Here is a 16,936-nt window from a genome sequence, read left to right on the forward strand (position 1 = left end):
CTCGGCGCTCAGTTGGCGGACCGGTCGGTGCCGCCGCCGCCGGCGACGTCGGCCGCGTGCTCGCGGATGTGGTCGACGAAGCCGTACTCGAGGGCCTCGTCGGCCGAGAACCAGCGGTCGCGGTCGCCGTCCTCGTTGATCTGCTCGACGGACTTTCCGGTCTGCGCCGCGGTGATCTCGGCGAGGCGGCGCTTCATGTCGAGGATGAGCTGCGCCTGGGTCTGGATGTCGCTCGAGGTGCCGCCGAAGCCGCCGTGCGGCTGGTGCAGCAGCACGCGGGCGTTCGGCGTGATGTAGCGCTTGCCCTTGGTGCCGCTCGTCAGCAGCAGCTGGCCCATCGAGGCGGCCATGCCGATGCCGACCGTGACGATGTCGTTCGGCACGAACTGCATGGTGTCGTAGATCGCCATGCCGGCCGTGATCGAGCCGCCGGGCGAGTTGATGTAGAGGTAGATGTCCTTCTCGGAGTCCTCGGCGGCGAGCAGCAGGATCTTGGCGCAGATCTCGTTCGCGTTGTCGTCGCGCACCTCCGAGCCAAGCCAGATGATGCGGTCCTTCAGCAGCCGGTCGAAGGCACTCTGTGCCATCAGCGGTTCGGGCATTCTCACTCCATTCGGTGCGGCGTCGATATGACCCTACCCGCGGGGTATCGGGGCCCCGGCGCGTGTTCGCCGTGGGCATACGTGCGCGCCGCGCCGCGCGCCTTAACCGGGGTGTCCCGGGGTTGGCAAGCCCTTTCCGGCCGCGCCCCCCGCGGGTTAGCGTCGCCTCAGCGAGCTGTCCCGGCTCCCCATCGAGAACGGCAGGATCACATGGAGACGTGGCCAGGACGGCCCTACCCCCTCGGCGCGACGTACGACGGCGACGGCACCAACTTCGCGCTCTTCAGCGAGGTCGCCGACAAGGTCGAGCTGTGCCTGTTCGACGACGCCGGCGCGGAGACGCGCGTGGACGTCATCGAGGTCGACGCGAACGTGTGGCACGCATACCTTCCCGATGTCGGTCCCGGGCAGCAGTACGGCTACCGGGTGCACGGCGCGTTCGATCCCGCGACGGGCCAGCGCTGCGATCCGAGCAAGCTGCTCGTCGATCCGTACGCGAAGGCCCTGTCGGGCGCGATCGACTGGGATCCGTCGCTGTTCGATCACGACTTCGACGATCCCGACGTGCGCAACGAGGACGATTCCGCGGCGCACACCATGCGCTCCGTCGTGATCAACCCGTACTTCGACTGGCGCGGCGACCGCCGTCCGGGCATCCCCTACAGCCGCACCCTGATCTACGAGGCGCACGTGAAGGGCCTCACCGAGCTGCATCCGGACATCCCCGAGGCGCAGCGCGGCACGTACGCCGGCGTCGCGCACCCCGCGGTCATCGCCCACCTCAAGCGCCTCGGCGTGACGGCGATCGAGCTCATGCCCGTGCACCAGTTCGTGCAGGACTCCGTGCTGCTCGAGAAGGGCCTGCGCAACTACTGGGGCTACAACACGCTCGGCTTCCTCGCGCCGCACAACGAGTACTCCTCGAGCGGCGACCGCGGCGAGCAGGTGCAGGAGTTCAAGGCCATGGTGCGCGCGATGCACGCCGCCGGGATCGAGGTCATCCTGGACGTGGTCTACAACCACACCGCGGAGGGCAACCACCTGGGTCCCACCCTGTCGTTCAAGGGCATCGACAACGCCGCGTACTACCGGCTGGTCGAGGACGACGAGCAGTACTACATGGACTACACGGGCACCGGCAACACCCTCAACGTCCGCAACCCGCACGCGCTGCAGCTCATCATGGACTCGCTGCGGTACTGGGTGACAGAGATGCACGTCGACGGATTCCGCTTCGACCTCGCCGCCGCGCTGGCCCGCGAGTTCTACGAGGTCGACCGGCTGTCGAGCTTCTTCGAGCTCGTGCAGCAGGATCCGGTGGTCTCGCAGGTGAAGCTGATCGCCGAGCCGTGGGACGTCGGCCCCGGCGGCTACCAGGTGGGCAACTTCCCGCCGCAGTGGACGGAGTGGAACGGCAAGTTCCGCGACACCGTGCGCGACTTCTGGCGCGGCGAGCCCGCCACCCTGGGTGAGTTCGCCTCGCGCTTCACCGGGTCCGCCGATCTGTACGAGAACTCGGCACGGCGACCGTTCGCCTCGATCAACTTCGTCACCGCGCACGACGGCTTCACCCTGCGCGACCTCGTGTCGTACAACGAGAAGCACAACGACGCCAACGGCGAGGACGGACGAGACGGGGAGTCGCACAACCGCTCCTACAACCTCGGCGTCGAGGGTCCGACCGACGATCCGGAGATCCTGGAGCTGCGCGCCCGGCAGCAGCGCAACCTGATCACGACGCTGGTGCTGTCGCAGGGCGTCCCGATGCTGCTGCACGGCGACGAGCTCGGCCGCACCCAGCAGGGGAACAACAACGGCTATGCGCAGGACTCCCCTCTCACGTGGATCCACTGGGACGAGGCGGACGAGCCGCTGATCGAGTTCACCGCGCGGGTGTCGCGCCTGCGGCGCGATCATCCGACCTTCCGGCGCTGGGTGTTCTTCGACGGCCTGACGGTGCGGCGCGGCGAGGGCGACCCGCTGCCCGACATCGTGTGGCTCACGCCCGACGGCACTCCCATGGACGACGGCGACTGGCAGACGAGCTATGCGCGCACGCTGGGCGTGTTCCTGAACGGCCAGGGGATCCGGGAACGCGGTTCCCGGGGCGAGCGCATCGTCGACCGGAACTTCCTGCTGTTCTTCAACGCGCACAGCGAGCCCGTGGACTTCACGCTGCCCGAGGAGGAGTTCGCCGGCGCGTGGGAGATCGTCCTGAACACCGCGGACGGACGCGACCTGACGCCGCGCGAGGCGGGCTCCACCACGTCCGTGGCGGCGCGGTCCATCCTGGTGCTGCGCGAATGGCAGGAGCAGGACCCGGAGGCGGAGTGGTCGCCCGCGGCCTCGGTGCGGCGCGCGCTCGGTGCGGGCGGGACGTCATGACCGGGCGCGTGCCCCGCACGACGTACCGACTGCAGATCCGGCGCGAGTTCGACCTGGACGCGGCCGCCGCCCTGGTTGACTACCTCGCCGCGCTCGGCGTGGACACGGTGTACCTCTCGCCGCTGCTCGCGAGCGAGCCCGGATCCAACCACGGCTACGACGTCGTCGACCACTCCCGCGTGGATCCGGATCGCGGCGGCGCCGCGGGGCTCGCGCGGTTCTCGGCCGCCGCGCGAGCGGCGGGGCTCGGCGTGCTCGCCGACATCGTGCCGAACCACGTCGGCATCGCCACGCCGCGCCTGAATCCCTGGTGGTGGGACGTGCTGACCCACGGCCGCGCCTCGCGGCACGCCGACGCGTTCGACATCGACTGGGACGCGGGCGGCGGACGGATCCGGATCCCGGTGCTCGGCGACGAGGACGCGGGCCTGACGGACCTCGGCCTGCGGATCGAGGACGGCACGCTGCGCTACTACGAGCACGCGTTCCCGATCGCGCCGGGGACCGCGGACGACGGCGCGTCCCCGGGCGTCGTGCACGCACGGCAGCACTACGAGCTGATCAGCTGGCGCCGGGGCGACGGCGAGCTCAACTACCGCCGGTTCTTCGCGGTGTCGAGCCTCGCCGCCGTGCGCGTGGAGGATCCGCGGATCTTCGACGACAGCCACGCCGAGATCCTGCGGTGGCTGCGCGAGGGGCTCGTCGACGGGCTGCGCATCGACCATCCGGACGGCCTGACGGATCCGGGCGGCTATCTCGCGCGGCTCGCGGACGCCACGGACGGCGCGTACGTGCTCGTGGAGAAGATCCTCGAGCCCGGCGAGCCGCTCCCCTCGCACTGGGTCACGGCCGGCACGACGGGCTACGACGCGCTCGGAGACATCGACCGCGTGCTGGTCGACCCCGCCGCGCAGACCGCGCTGGACGAGCTCGAGGCCGAGCTGCGCGCCGACTCGCCGCAGCCCGGAGGCGCCGACTGGCCGCGCATGGTGCACGACGGCAAGCGCGCGATCGCGGACGGGCTGCTGCGGGCCGAGGTGCGCCGGCTCTCGCGCCTCGTCCCCGACGTCGAGGGCGCCGAGGACGCGCTGGCCGAGCTGCTCGCGTGCTTTCCCGTGTACCGCTCGTACCTGCCCGCCGGGCTCGAGCACCTGCACGAGGCCGCCGCGCAGGCGAAGACCCGCCGAAGGGATCTCGCGGGCGCGATCGAGCGGCTGCTCCCCCGTCTGTCCGATCCGGATCATCCCGCGGCCATCCGCTTCCAGCAGACGTCCGGAGCGGTCATGGCGAAGGGCGTCGAGGACACGGCGTTCTACCGCCACGGCCGCCTGGTGTCGCTCAACGAGGTGGGCGGGGATCCGTCGGAGTTCGCGGTCGACGTCGCGGAGTTCCACCGCCGGCAGGCGCTGCGGCACGCGTCGTGGCCGACGTCGATGACCACCCTGTCCACGCACGACACGAAGCGCGGCGAGGACACGCGCGCGCGGATCGACGCGCTCGCGGAGGTGCCGGCCCTGTGGCGCAGCACGCTGCGCACGCTGCGGTCGCGCGCGCCGCTCGGCGACGGCCCGTTCGAGGCGCTGCTGTGGGCGTCGCTCATCGGCGCGTGGCCGCTGTCGCGCGAGCGCGCGCACGCATACGCCGAGAAGGCCGCGCGCGAGGCCGGCACCCGGACGACGTGGACCGAGCCCGACGAGGAGTTCGAGCGCGCGCTGCACGCCCTGGTCGACGCGGCCTTCGACGACGACGTCGCCCACGCCGTGGTCGAAGAGTGCGTCGGGTTCGTGCGGGCGGCCGGATGGGCGAACTCACTGTCGGCCAAGCTGCTGCAGCTGGCCGCTCCCGGCGTGCCTGACGTGTACCAGGGCTCCGAGCTCTGGAACCGGTCGCTGGTGGATCCGGACAATCGGCTGCCGGTCGACTACGACGAACGGCGGGCGGTGCTCGCGCGCATCGACGGCGGCGAGCTGCCGGAGCTGGATGAGACCGCCGCGGCCAAGCTGCTCGTCACGACGCGCGCGCTTCGGGCCCGCCGGGATCGGCCCGAGCTTTTCACGCGCTACGCCGGTCTGGACGTCGTCGGCGCCACCGCGGCCCATGCCGTCGCCTTCGACCGCGGCGGCGCGATCGCGATCGCCACGCGCCTGCCGCTCGGCCTCGAGCGGGCGGGCGGCTGGCGCGACACGCGCGTCATGGTGCCCGCGGGCCGGTACGTCGACGCGATCACGGGCGACGCGGTCTCCGGCGACGCGCTGCCGCTCACGGAGGTCCTGGGACGCTACCCCGTCGCGCTGCTGCTGAGGGAGGACGGCTGATGGGCTTCGAGGTCTGGGCGCCGCGACCCGCGTCGGTGCGGCTGCTGCTGGACGGCGAGACGCACGAGATGACCCGCGACGACGCGGGCTGGTGGCGGGCCGAGGCCATGCCGCGCCCGGGCCAGCGCTACGGGTATCTGCTGGACGACCGCGCCGATCCGGTGCCGGATCCGCGGTCGCTGCGCCAGCCCGACGGCGTCCACGACCTCAGCCAGGTGCACGACCTCGCGTTCGCGTGGACGGACACCGGATGGACCGGACGCCAGCTGGCGGGTTCCGTGATCTACGAGATGCACATCGGCACGTTCACGCCCGAGGGCACGCTGGACGCCGCGATCGCGCGGCTGCCGCACCTCGTCGAGCTGGGCATCGACCTCGTCGAGGTGCTGCCGGTGAACTCGTTCAACGGCGCCTGGAACTGGGGCTACGACGGCGTGCTCTGGTACGCCGTGGACGAGACCTACGGCGGTCCCGAGGCCTATCAGCGGTTCGTCGACGCGTGCCACGCGGCGAGGCTCGGCGTCGTCCAGGACGTCGTCTACAACCACCTCGGCCCGAGCGGCAACTACCTCCCGATGTACGCGCCGTACCTGCAGGACGCCAGCGCGAACACGTGGGGCTCCTCGCTCGACCTCTCCCGTCCCGAGGTGCGCGAGTACATCCTCGAGAACGCCCTGATGTGGCTGCGCGACTTCCACGTCGACGGGCTGCGCCTGGACGCCGTGCACGCCCTGGTCGACGACTCGCCGAAGCACGTGCTGCAGGAGATGGCCGAGCGCGTGGATGCGCTGAGCGCGCACCTGCGCCGACCGCTGACGCTCATCGCCGAGTCGGACCTGAACGACCCGAAGCTGATCACGCCGCGGGAGGCCGGCGGATACGGGCTGCACGCCCAGTGGAGCGACGACTACCACCACGCCGTGCACGTCGCGCTCACCGGCGAGACCGCCGGCTACTACGCGGACTTCGAGCCCATCGAGGCGCTCGCCAAGGCCGCCACGCGCGGGTTCTTCCACGACGGCACGTTCTCGTCGTTCCGCGGCCGCGACCACGGCTTCCCGATCCCGCCCGAGACGCCCACGTGGCGTCTCGTCGCCTACGCACAGGATCACGACCAGATCGGCAACCGCGCCACGGGCGACCGGCTGTCGCAGACGCTGGACGAGGACCTGCTCGCGGTCGCGGCCCTGCTCGCGCTGGCGGGGCCGTTCACGCCGATGCTGTTCATGGGCGAGGAGTGGGGCGCGTCCACCCCGTGGCAGTTCTTCACCGCCCACCCGGAGCCGGAGCTGGGCAGGGCGACCGCCGAGGGGCGCATCGCGGAGTTCGAGCGCATGGGCTGGGATCCCGCGGTCGTGCCGGATCCGCAGGATCCCGAGACGTTCCGCCGCTCGAAACTCGACTGGGACGAGCCCACCGCGGGCCGCCACGCGCGCCTGCTCGCGGTGCACCGCGAGCTGATCGCGCTGCGCCGCCGGGAGCCCGAGCTGACCGACCCGCGCTTCGACCGGCTCTCCGCGACCTTCGGCGAGGACCCCACGTGGATCCGGATCCGCCGCGGCGCACTCGAGATCGTCGTGAACCTCGGCGACGTGCCGCTGGCGATCGATCCGCCCCGCGAGGTGCTGTTCGCCACGAAGCCGCTCGGCGCGGAGGCCGACGGCATCCCGCCGCGCGCGGGCGCGATCATCCGGCCCTGACCGCACCGAACCGGGGAGGCTCATCCCTTGGCGAGCTCCGCCGCGTAGCCCGCGACCGACCGCGAGTAGTGCGTCAGGTGCGGCGCGAGTGCCGTGAGCGCGAGCGACACCGCCCGGACCGGATCGCCCGCCGACACGAGCGTCAGCGCCGTGAACGCGGCGAGCTCGTCCCGCAGGTCCGCCGAGCCACGGGCCCGCTCCGCCTCGAGCAGCGCGAGCGCCTCGTCCACCTTGCCGAGGTTCCGGATCGTGCTCGCGAGCTGGATCGTCGCGCGGGCGCGGCGGCCGTCGTCGAGCCCGCGCTCGATCGCGCGGCGGTACAGCGGCTCGGCCTCCGCCTCGCGCCCGGCGCTGTCGCGTGCCCCCGCGCGCTCGAACAGCGCGACGGGGTGGTCCGCACCGAGCTCCGCGGCCAGGGCGTCGATCCGCGTGATCCGGTCCTCATCGCTCAGCGCGCGATCCTGCCAGACCGCGTCGATCCGGTGCTGCCAGTCATCGAACGAGGTTCCCATCGACATCCTTCCGTGAACGAGAAGGGGGACGGATGCACGCGGCATCCGTCCCCCTTCGAGGTCAGCGGGCGATCACTCGGCCGCCGGCTCCTCGGTCTTCTTCTTGCGCGTGCGCTTCGGCTTCTCCTCGGCGGCGGCCTCCTCGGCGGGAGCCGCCTCGGCGGGAGCCGCCTCGGCCGGGGCGGCCTTCTTGGCGCGCGACTTCTTGGGCTTCTCCTCGGCGGCCGGGGCCTCCTCGGTCGACGTCTCGGGGGCCTCCTCGGCCTCGGTGTCGTCGTCGGTCGCGGCGAAGCCCGACAGGTCGACGGCCTTGCCGTTGCTGTCGACGACCTCGACCTTGCCCAGGACGATCGCGAGCGCCTTGTTGCGGGCGACGTCGCCGATCACGGCCTGCAGCTGGTTGCCCTGCTGCAGCGCCTCGATGAACTGCTGCGGCGCCATGCCGTACTGGCCCGACATCTGGATCAGGTACTGCGTGAACTCGTCCTGCGAGACCTGCACCTCGAGCTTCTCGGCGATCGCGTCGAGCAGCATCTGCGTGCGGAACTGCTTCTCGCTGGCCTCGGCGACCTCGGCGCGGTGCACGTCGTCCTCGAGGCGGTTCTCGCCCTCGAGGTGGCTGTGCACCTCGTCCTCGATCAGCTGCGCGGGGACGGGGATCTCGACCTTCTCGAGCAGGGTCTCGATGAGCTTGTCGCGCGCGGCCGAGCCCTGCGAGAAGGCGCCGCGCGACTCGACCTGCTCGCGCAGGCTGTCGCGCAGCTCGGCGATCGTGTCGAACTCGCTGGCCATCTGGGCGAAGTCGTCGTCGGCCTCGGGAAGCTCGCGCTCCTTGACGGCCTTGACCGACACGGAGACCTCGGCCTCCTCGCCGGCGTGGTCGCCGCCGACCAGCGTCGAGCGGAACGTGGTGTCCTCGCCCGCGGTCAGCGAATCGATGGCCTCGTCGATGCCAGGGAGCAGCTCGCCCGAGCCGACCTCGTACGAGACGCCCTCGGCGCGGTCGATCTCGGCGCCGTCGATCGTGGCGACCATGTCGAGCTCGACGAAGTCGCCCTTGGCGGCGGGACGGTCGACGGGGCTCAGCGTGCCGAAGCGGGCGCGCAGGCGGTCGAGCTCCTCGTCCAGGGCAGCGTCCTCGACCTCGGCCGCGTCGACCGTGATCGTCAGGCTCTCGTAGTCCGGGATCTCGAACTCGGGGCGCACGTCGACCTCGACGTCGACGATCAGGTCGCCCGAGAAGTCCTTCTCGTTCGGCCACTCGACGATGTCGGCCGCCGGGCGGCCGAGCATCTTGACGTCGTGCTCGGCGACCGCGGCGCGGAAGAACGTGTCGAGGCCCTCGTTCACGGCGTGCTCCATGACGGCGCCGCGGCCGACACGCTGGTCGATGATCGGAGCGGGAACCTTGCCCTTGCGGAAGCCAGGGACCTGCACGTCCTGCGCGATGTGCTCGTACGCGTGCTGGATGCTCGGCTTGAGCTCCTCGGGGCTGACCGTGATGTGCAGCTTCACCCGGGTGGGGCTGAGCTTCTCGACGGTGCTGGTGACCATAGGGGTTCGTTCTCCTCGTGACTCCTCCCGCGCGCAGGCCGCGCGACGGGATCGTAGGTCTGGGTGGGCCGATCGTCGGGGCGACAGGATTTGAACCTGCGGCCTCCCGCTCCCAAAGCGGGCGCTCTACCAAGCTGAGCTACGCCCCGGGGAGTCCCCGCCGGGGACACGAAACGACCCCGTGAAGTCTAGCCGACGATGCCCAACCGGCCTCTCACGGCCTGTCAGCCTCGCTCCGGTCATCCGGACAGCCCGTTCCCGGAGGCCCCGGAGGTGTGGCGCCAGGATCCCGGAGATCGCCAGGATCCCGGATCGCGCCGCGCGATTTCATCCGGGATCCTGGTGAAGTCCGGGCCCCTGGCGACGCGAAGCGGGTGAGTCAGTGGAGGGGATGACGGGAATCGAACCCGCGTGGACACCGCCTTCAGCCCTGCTTGAAGTTGATTTTCCGCGGTTTGGTCAGCATTAAGCACTTCGCCGGGAACCCTCGCACACCACGATATGTAGCCGTGGCTACACGCACAGGTTCGGCGCCTGCGTCAACGCACTGAGTACCGCGCGGGGGCGGCGTCAACCTGAGGGGGGCGCGCAAGTCGAGGAACGAGGTCGTCCGGATCCGGGATTGCCGTTGAGGTAGCGCTGCACGCTGGGCCTACTCAGGCCCGCCCGCTCTACAAGACGTCCAGCGTGACGCCGTCGCGCACCGCTTCGGCGCGAAGTTCGGCAGGAATCGTAGCCGCGAACCGCTCGCTGATATGCACATCGTGGAGCATCTGCGAGGGGTATGTAGCCGGGAATGTAGCCAAGCGATCGATAACGACCGACCTTGCCCTACTCTCCATTGGAGGGGATGACGGGAATCGAACCCGCGTAATCAGTTTGGAAGACTGAGGCTCTACCATTGAGCTACATCCCCGCGACGCGATCCGAGCCGGATCGAGCAGCGCGTTCGAGTCTAGCCGACTCCGCGCCCCTCTCCCGACGCGGGAGCCGAGGTCGCGGGCTGACGCGTCAGCCGGCCGCGAGGCCGGCGCCGTGGCGCTCGGCGATCGCGAGATACCGCTCGGCGTTGCCGCGCAGGCCCTCCACCTCGTCGTCGGTCAGCTCGCGCCGCACCTTGGCGGGCACGCCCGCGACGAGCGAGCGCGGCGGGATCTCGGTGCCCTCGAGCACGACCGCCCCGCCGGCCACGAGCGAGCCCGCGCCGACGACCGCTCCCGACAGGACGACGCTGCCCATCCCGATCAGCGCGCCGTCGCCGATCACACAGCCATGCACCACGGCGTTGTGCCCGACCGACACGTACTCGCCGATCTCGACGGGGTGGGACGCATCGACGTGCACCGAGACGTTGTCCTGGATGTTGCTGAACGGGCCGATCGAGATCGGGGCCATGTCGCCGCGCACGACCGCGTTGTACCAGACGCTCGTCCCCTCGCCGAGGGCGACGGATCCGACCAGCCGCGCGCCGTCCGCGACGAACGCGTCGGGGTGGATCGCCGGGAGGTCCTCCTCCCCCGTCGAGGAGGTCAGCGGAAGGATCGAGGCACGGGGCGAGATCGGCATGACGCCGACTCTAGGCGGTGTCAAGCCCCGATCCGCGTGGTGAGGTTTGCCTGGCCTTGCTTTTCCCAGATGAGCGACGATTTAGCCCAGCCTTGTCTTGCTTGCGGAATGCCGGCAGGTGAGTAGCGTTGTACTCACTGAACGGCACGATCACGACGCGTGTCGGGCCGAAAAACTTCGGAGGATCGATATGAGCAGCAACCAGACCGTCGCCACCACCGCCGCCGACCCGACCGTCGCCGCCGGCGCCTCGCAGTTCCTCTCGCCCGTCGTCCTGGGTCTGCAGGCTCTGACCGTCAACGGCAAGCAGGCGCACTGGCACGTGCGCGGCGCCAACTTCATCGGCGTGCACGAGTTCCTCGACACGCTGGTCGAGCACGCGGGCGGCTGGGCGGACGAGGCCGCCGAGCGCATCGTCGCCCTGGGCCTGCCGATCGACGCCCGCCTCGAGGCGGTCGCGAAGGCGAACGAGACCACCGTCGCGGCCGGCTTCTCGCAGTCGACCGACACGATCCGCGCGGTCGTGGCCGACATCGACAAGGTGATCACCGACCTCGACGCCGCGATCGAGGGCCTCGACGAGATCGACCTCACCAGCCAGGACGTGGCGATCGGCATCAAGGCCGGCCTCGAGAAGGACCGCTGGTTCCTCGTGGCGCACATCGCGGAGTGATCGGCGCGCTTCGACCGAAGGCCCCGGCTCGCGCCGGGGCCTTCGTCGCGTCCAGGGAAGTCGTGTCTCGGGGCCGCGCTACGCGACGTGCGTGAGGCGCCCGCCGATCAGGGTCGCGTGGACCGCCATCGTGCGGAGCTCCGGCTCCGTCACCCCGAGCGGGTCGTCCGCCACCAGGGCCAGGTCGGCCAGGGCGCCCGGCTCGATCCGCGATCCCTCGAGCGAGCCGCCGTAGGTGGACGCCGCCAGCGCCGTCTCGGCGTCGAGCCTCTCCTCCGCCCGCCACGGCGCCCGGGCCCCGTGCGTGCGGAACACCGCCGCCGCCATCGTGACCCACGGGTCGAGGGGCGCGACGGGGGCGTCCGAGCCGAGCAGCAGGTTCGCTCCCGCGTCGCGGAGCGATCGCAGCGGGAAGGCCAGCGCGGTCTGCGACGCCCACAGCTCGTCCGCGAGGTCGCGGTCGTCGATCGCGTGCTCGGGCTGCACGCTCGCGCCCACCCCGAGGCGGGCGAAGCGGGCGAGGTCGGCGTGGCGCATCAGCTGCGCGTGCTCGATGCGGCCGACGGCGCCCGTGGTCGCGAACGCGTCGAGCGCGTGGGAGCCGGCCACGTCGCCGATGGCGTGGATCGCACAGCCGATGCCTGCGCCCGTCGCCGCGGTCATCAACGAGGCGAGCTCGTCCGGCGCGACCGTGAGCAGGCCGCGGTTGTGCGGATCGTCTCCGTAGCCGTGCGAGCACGCGGCCGTGCGGGTGCCGAGCGAGCCGTCGGTGATGACCTTCAGCGGGCCGACGCGCACCAGGTCGGTGCCCGCATCCCGGAGCGGATCGCCCGACCGCAGGCCCAGCGCGATCGCGCGGTCCAGGTGCTGCGGGTAGATCCCGAAGTCGACGCGCAGGCTGTCGAAGCCGCCCGCGATGCGGCGCCGCCAGGTCTCCTCGTTCCACGTCATGTCGAGATCCACCATGCCGACGACGCCCCGCGCCGCCGCGGCGCGGCCGGCCCGGGCGACCGCGGCGTCGGCATCCGCGGCGGGCACGTCGTTCAGGATCCGGGCGATCGCGAACGCCGCCTCCTCGCGCACCAGGCCGCTCTCGTCGGGCGCGATGCCCTCGCGGCGCAGCGCGGCCGAGTTGAGCCATACGGAGTGCAGGTCGAGGTTCAGCACGTACGTCGGCACGTCGCCGGTGGCGGCGTCCAGCGGCTCCACGGTCGCCGGCTCGGGCCAGAGCGCGTCGCGCATCTCCACGGCGATGCGCCGGCCGTCGGAGCGCACCGGGGCGTGCGCGGCCAGCGCGGCGGCCTCCGCGGCGGAGGCGGCCTCGCGCACCGAGGCGCGCTCGACGCCGAGCGCCCACTGCAGCGCGTGCACGTGGTGATCCCAGAGCCCCGGGATCAGCCACGCGCCGCCGCCGTCGAGCACCTCCCCACGGCGCGGCAGCGCGCGGGCCGGCGCGATGTCGGCGATCAGGCCGTCCGCGAGGATCACGTCGTAGAGCGCGGCGTCGTCGACGCCGGCGAACGGCAGCAGCTCGCGCCCCTCCCCCGTGATCCGGACATCCGCGATGACGTCGATCCGCGATCCGCGCGCGGTCATCCGGCTCCCCCGGCGCGCGCCGCGGCGCGGGCGTCCTGGGAGCGGCGCATCTCGGCCGCGAGGGCCGGGTTGCCGAACGGGCCGTCGCCGGACAGCTCGGCGATGATGGTCTCGACCACGTCGTCCGGCCGGTTCTGACTCAGCTTGCGCTTGGCCGTGACCTTCGTCGGCGTGAGGCGGAAGCCGACCGTGCCGCGCTCGAGCTTCGTCACGAAGTCGGCGTCGTTCGGGCGCTCCCACATCATCCGCGGATCCGGCAGGCGCGCCTCGAATCGCGCGACCAGTCGGTCGAGTACGGCGAGGTTCTCCTCCGCGGTCAGGATCTCCGGCACGCCCGTGAGGTGCGCCGAGACGAAGTTCCAGGTCGGCACGGCCGGGCCGTCGCCGTACCAGCTCGGCGAGACGTAGCCGTGCGGCCCCTGCACCACGACGAGCAGCTCGCGCTGCCCCAGCCCGTGGATCGCGTCGTCGGGGCGTCCGACATGGCCCACGATGGTGAGGTCGTCGCGCTCCTCGTCCAGGAGCACGGCGTAGTGGGAGGCCGTGAGCCCCTCGGGCGTCGCGCTGACGAGCGTGACCCACGGGTTCCGGTCGATCAGGCGGCGCAGCTCGGTCACGTCGGTGAACGCGAAGCTCGGGTTCTGGCGCATGGATCCGATCGTACGGCGGGTCAGCCGCGCAGCACGTCGAGCTGCTCGGCCGTGACCTCGCGATCCGCGTAGATCAGCCGCACGGCGGCCGGATCCGGATTCCCCTCATCGGGGCCGCGCCAGACGAGGCGCAGGCCGAGCTTCTCGGCGACGGCCTTCGAGGCGAGGTTGTGCTCGAGCAGGATCGCCGAGATCGGGATGTCCGGATCGACGTGGGTCGCGGCGCCCATGCCGGCGCGCGCGATCTCGGTCGCGAAGCCGCGGCCCTGGTGCACCGGGTCGATGCGGTAGTAGATGTTCCAGGCCGTGTCCTCGCGCAGGCGGCAGCCGCCGATGCCGACGTAGTCGCCGGAGGTGCGCAGGCGCGCGGTCCAGTACCCGACGCCGTGGCGCCAGTCCTCGATGTAGTGCTCGATCATCTCGCGGGTGCGCAGCAGCGTGCGGTGCCGGCCGGACGGCAGATGGCGCCAGGAGGCCGGATCCGCGTGCAGCCGGTGGATCTCCGGCAGATCGTCGCGCGCGACCGGCGACAGGACGAGGTCGCCCGCGTAGACGGGCTCGCTCAGCGCTGGCAATTCGGGCACCAGTAGAGCTTGCGCGCCTGCATCTCCTCGAGCACGATCTCGGTACCGCACACGCGGCACGGCAGGCCCGCGCGGTGGTACACCCAGTGGCGGTCGTCGCGGTGCGCCATGGCCCTGCGCCAGGCGTCGCCTTCGAGCCCGTCCATGGTCATCATCTGCCCCGTCTCGACGCCGATCCGCAGCAGGTCGACCCAGTCGCGCCACATGCCGCGCACGACCTCCTCGGGGATCGCCCGGCCCGGCGTGTGCGGATCCAGGTTCGCGCGGAACAGCATCTCGGCGCGGTAGACGTTGCCGATGCCGCTGACCACCGACTGGTCCATGAGCAGCTGCCCGATCGCGACGTTCCGCCGGCGCACCGCGGCGACGAAGCGCTCCTCGTTCTCCACCGGGTCGCCGACGAGCGGATCCGGGCCGAGGCGCGCGATCACGGCGGCGACCTGCTCGGGTGTCTCGACCGCGCACGCGGTGGGTCCGCGCAGGTCGGCGCACGTGACCTCCGTCATGAGGCGCAGCCGCACCTGGCCGATCACGGGCGGCGGCCACTGCGCATCCGGCGCCTCGAGGCCGTCGGACTCGTCCAGCCCCCTGGTCTGCTCGGACATCCGCACGTGCACGCGGGTCTTCCGCGGCGCGCCGATCGAGCTCAGCGAGTTCTCGCCCGCGTCGTCGAAGACCGGCGTCTCGCCCTGCGTGGCGAGGTCCGTGCCGCGCTGGTTCGTCTGGCCCATGCGCCCGTTCGCCGAGGCGATCGTCGGGTCCACGAGGATCTCGCCGGCGAAGTCCCACGCACCGTAGAGGCCGAGGTGGACGCGCAGCCAGAGCTCCTCGTCGAACTCGAGGAACATCTGCTTGCCCACGGCGTGCGCGCGGGTGGGCGTGCGGCCGCTGAGCTGCGCGGCGCCGGCGGCGAACCGGCCCTGCGGGCTCGACGCCCGCACAGGGCGGCCGACGAAGTTGCGGGCGAACTGGCGCGCGATGCGATGGACGGAGTGGCCCTCGGGCATCAGGCGCGCCCGTCGGAGGAGCCGACATCCCCCTGACGCGGATCCGGCAGCAGCGATCCGTCCGTCTCGTACGCGGCGACCTGCGCGATGCGGCGCGCGTGGCGCTCGTCGCCCGAGAACGGCGTCTCGATGAACCGGTCGATGAAGCGCACGACGTCCTCGAACGGGTGCTGGCGTGCGCCGATCGCGATCACGTTGGCGTCGTTGTGCTCCCGCGCGAGTTCGGCCGTGGCGGTGTTCCACACGAGCGCGGCGCGCGCGCCCCGGACCTTGTTCGCGGCGATCTGCTCGCCGTTGCCGGAGCCGCCGAACACGATGCCGAGCGCGGCGACACCCGCGGCCTGGTCCGCCACGACCGCCTGCGCGGCGCGGATGCAGAACGCCGGGTAGTCGTCGACCGGGTCGTACTCGATCGGCCCGTGGTCGACCACCTCGTGCCCCTGCTCCGCGAGGTGGTGCTGGAGCTGGGTGGAGAACTCGAGGCCGGCGTGGTCGGTCGCGATGTGGATGCGCATGCTGACGATCCTATTGATCGGCGCGGGCGCGATCAGGGCAGGATGCCCGCGGCCGCGGGCCGGAAGCCGAGGCGGACGTTCTCGCTGTCACCGGGGCGGGAGACGTCGAACCACGGGCCGAGCGGCGTGAGCGCCGGACGCGCGGAGGCCGGCGTGCCGTGCAGCCGCTCCTCCACGAGGTCGATCAGGCCCGCGACGAACGCGGGGTGCACGCCCGGCGTCTGCGTCCGGACCGACGCCAGCCCGGCCTCGGCCGCGGAGGCCATGGCCTCGTTGTCGAGGTCCCAGAGCACCTCCATGTGGTCGCTGATGAAGCCGAGCGGCACGATCGCGACGGCTTTCACGCCCTGCGCGGGCAGCTCGGCGATCTCGTCGTTGATGTCGGGCTCCAGCCACGGCTGCGATGCGGGGCCTGAGCGCGACTGGTAGACGAGCTTCCAGTCGGACGCGGCGGCCTCGGGCAGCTCCTGGGCGAGGCGGGCCATGAGGTGCTCCGCGACCGCGCGGTGCTGGGCGGCGTAGGCGCCGCCCTCGCCCCAGTCGACGTCGCGCGGGCCGGAGCGCTCGGCGTCCGACGTCGGGATGCTGTGCGTCGAGAACAGCACGCGGATGGCGGGCGCCTCGATGCCGTCCGCGAGGAATCCGGCGACCGCGACGCGCACGCCCTCGTAGAACGGCTCGACGAAGCCGGGGTGGTCGAAGAACAGCCGCACCTTGTCGATCGTGACGGGGTCATCCCCCTCACCGAGCCCGGTGTCGATCAGCACGCGCGCGAAGTCCTCGCGGTACTGGCGGTCGCTCGAGTACGAGCTGTAGGCGCTCGTGGCGATCGCGAGCAGCGTGCGGTGGCCGTCCGCGTGCGCCGCGCGCACGGCGTCCTCGAGGAAGGGGTCCCAGTTGCGGTTGCCCCAGTAGATCGGCAGGTCCAGGCCACGGCGCCCGATCTCGGCCTCGAGCGCGGCCTTGAGCGCGCGGTTCTGCTCGTTGATCGGGCTGACGCCGCCGAAGTGGCGGTAGTGGGTCGCGACCTCCTCGAGGCGCTCGTCGGGGATGCCGCGCCCGCGCGTGACGTTGCGCAGGAACGGGATCACGTCATCCTGGCCCTCGGGGCCGCCGAAGCTCGCCAGCAGGATCGCGTCGTACGCGACCGGCGCCTCGATGAACTTCTCGCCGGAGGCCGCGGCTGCCGACGCGAACAGCGGCCCGCGCTGCTCGATGGTGGCGGTGGCGGGGGTCGATCCGGAAGTCTGGTTCTCGTCGCGCTGCTCGTTCACGTC

Annotated in this window: 14 protein-coding genes and 2 tRNA genes; 4 read left to right on the top strand and 12 right to left on the bottom strand. The window is 71.7% G+C overall.

The window, feature by feature from the left end:
- Nucleotides 1–8 precede the first annotated feature (8 nt).
- A complete protein-coding gene (locus tag AAD528_RS02080; RefSeq protein ID WP_345750370.1) occupies nt 9–602 on the bottom strand; it encodes an ATP-dependent Clp protease proteolytic subunit in 594 nt (197 codons plus the stop codon).
- 210 nt (nt 603–812) lie between these two features.
- On the opposite strand from AAD528_RS02080, the gene glgX reads away from it, so the two are divergent.
- The 3 genes from glgX to treZ are packed head-to-tail and all read left to right on the top strand — an operon-like array spanning nt 813 to nt 7,002.
- On the top strand, nt 813–2,987 hold the full coding sequence (glgX, locus tag AAD528_RS02085) for a glycogen debranching protein GlgX (protein ID WP_345750371.1): 2,175 nt from the start codon (nt 813–815) through the stop codon (nt 2,985–2,987).
- Nucleotides 2,984–5,302, top strand: a complete 2,319-nt coding sequence (gene treY, locus AAD528_RS02090; RefSeq protein WP_345750372.1) for a malto-oligosyltrehalose synthase — start codon at nt 2,984–2,986, stop codon at nt 5,300–5,302. Before glgX ends, treY begins: the two co-directional genes overlap by 4 nt.
- Entirely contained in the window at nt 5,302–7,002 is a 1,701-nt protein-coding gene (gene treZ / locus AAD528_RS02095) for a malto-oligosyltrehalose trehalohydrolase (RefSeq protein ID WP_345750373.1), read from the top strand. The genes treY and treZ overlap by 1 nt, the downstream gene beginning before the upstream one ends.
- A gap of 20 nt (nt 7,003–7,022) precedes the next feature.
- Here the strand turns inward: treZ and AAD528_RS02100 are convergent, their stop codons facing one another.
- The 5 genes from AAD528_RS02100 to AAD528_RS02120 all read right to left on the bottom strand — a co-directional run bounded on the left by AAD528_RS02100 (nt 7,023) and on the right by AAD528_RS02120 (nt 10,634).
- Complete coding sequence (locus AAD528_RS02100) at nt 7,023–7,514, bottom strand: tetratricopeptide repeat protein (protein ID WP_345750374.1); 492 nt, start codon at nt 7,512–7,514, stop codon at nt 7,023–7,025.
- 72 nt (nt 7,515–7,586) lie between these two features.
- Entirely contained in the window at nt 7,587–9,068 is a 1,482-nt protein-coding gene (gene tig / locus AAD528_RS02105) for a trigger factor (protein ID WP_345750375.1), read from the bottom strand.
- A gap of 75 nt (nt 9,069–9,143) precedes the next feature.
- Nucleotides 9,144–9,217, bottom strand: a tRNA-Pro gene (locus tag AAD528_RS02110).
- A 693-nt stretch (nt 9,218–9,910) separates the two neighbouring features.
- Nucleotides 9,911–9,984: transfer RNA gene (locus AAD528_RS02115), tRNA-Gly, on the bottom strand.
- Between the two features lie 95 nt (nt 9,985–10,079).
- Nucleotides 10,080–10,634 (bottom strand): gamma carbonic anhydrase family protein, encoded by a 555-nt coding sequence (locus tag AAD528_RS02120; protein ID WP_345750376.1) that lies wholly within the window; start codon nt 10,632–10,634, stop codon nt 10,080–10,082.
- A 190-nt stretch (nt 10,635–10,824) separates the two neighbouring features.
- Here AAD528_RS02120 and AAD528_RS02125 point away from each other — a divergent pair, with 190 nt between their 5' ends.
- On the top strand, nt 10,825–11,307 hold the full coding sequence (locus AAD528_RS02125; protein WP_345750377.1) for a Dps family protein: 483 nt from the start codon (nt 10,825–10,827) through the stop codon (nt 11,305–11,307).
- A 78-nt stretch (nt 11,308–11,385) separates the two neighbouring features.
- Here AAD528_RS02125 and AAD528_RS02130 read toward each other — a convergent pair whose 3' ends face one another.
- Genes AAD528_RS02130 through AAD528_RS02155 form a run of 6 tightly spaced genes read right to left on the bottom strand, consistent with a single transcriptional unit; the run spans nt 11,386 to nt 16,876 of the window.
- Nucleotides 11,386–12,903, bottom strand: a complete 1,518-nt coding sequence (locus AAD528_RS02130) for an amidohydrolase (RefSeq protein ID WP_345750378.1) — start codon at nt 12,901–12,903, stop codon at nt 11,386–11,388.
- Entirely contained in the window at nt 12,900–13,553 is a 654-nt protein-coding gene (locus AAD528_RS02135; RefSeq protein WP_345750379.1) for an FMN-binding negative transcriptional regulator, read from the bottom strand. The genes AAD528_RS02130 and AAD528_RS02135 overlap by 4 nt, the downstream gene beginning before the upstream one ends.
- 20 nt (nt 13,554–13,573) lie before the next feature.
- Nucleotides 13,574–14,137: a GNAT family N-acetyltransferase gene (locus AAD528_RS02140; RefSeq protein WP_345750380.1), complete on the bottom strand. Its 564-nt coding sequence runs from the start codon at nt 14,135–14,137 to the stop codon at nt 13,574–13,576.
- Complete coding sequence (locus tag AAD528_RS02145; protein WP_345750381.1) at nt 14,116–15,144, bottom strand: Fpg/Nei family DNA glycosylase; 1,029 nt, start codon at nt 15,142–15,144, stop codon at nt 14,116–14,118. Before AAD528_RS02145 ends, AAD528_RS02140 begins: the two co-directional genes overlap by 22 nt.
- Nucleotides 15,144–15,659 (bottom strand): ribose-5-phosphate isomerase, encoded by a 516-nt coding sequence (locus AAD528_RS02150; RefSeq protein WP_345750382.1) that lies wholly within the window; start codon nt 15,657–15,659, stop codon nt 15,144–15,146. Before AAD528_RS02150 ends, AAD528_RS02145 begins: the two co-directional genes overlap by 1 nt.
- Nucleotides 15,660–15,691: 32 nt before the next feature.
- Complete coding sequence (locus AAD528_RS02155) at nt 15,692–16,876, bottom strand: ferrochelatase (protein ID WP_375339577.1); 1,185 nt, start codon at nt 16,874–16,876, stop codon at nt 15,692–15,694.
- Between the last annotated feature and the right edge of the window lie 60 nt (nt 16,877–16,936).

This window comes from Microbacterium rhizophilum (assembly GCF_039605615.1).
Classification (GTDB): Bacteria; Actinomycetota; Actinomycetes; order Actinomycetales; family Microbacteriaceae; genus Microbacterium; species Microbacterium rhizophilus.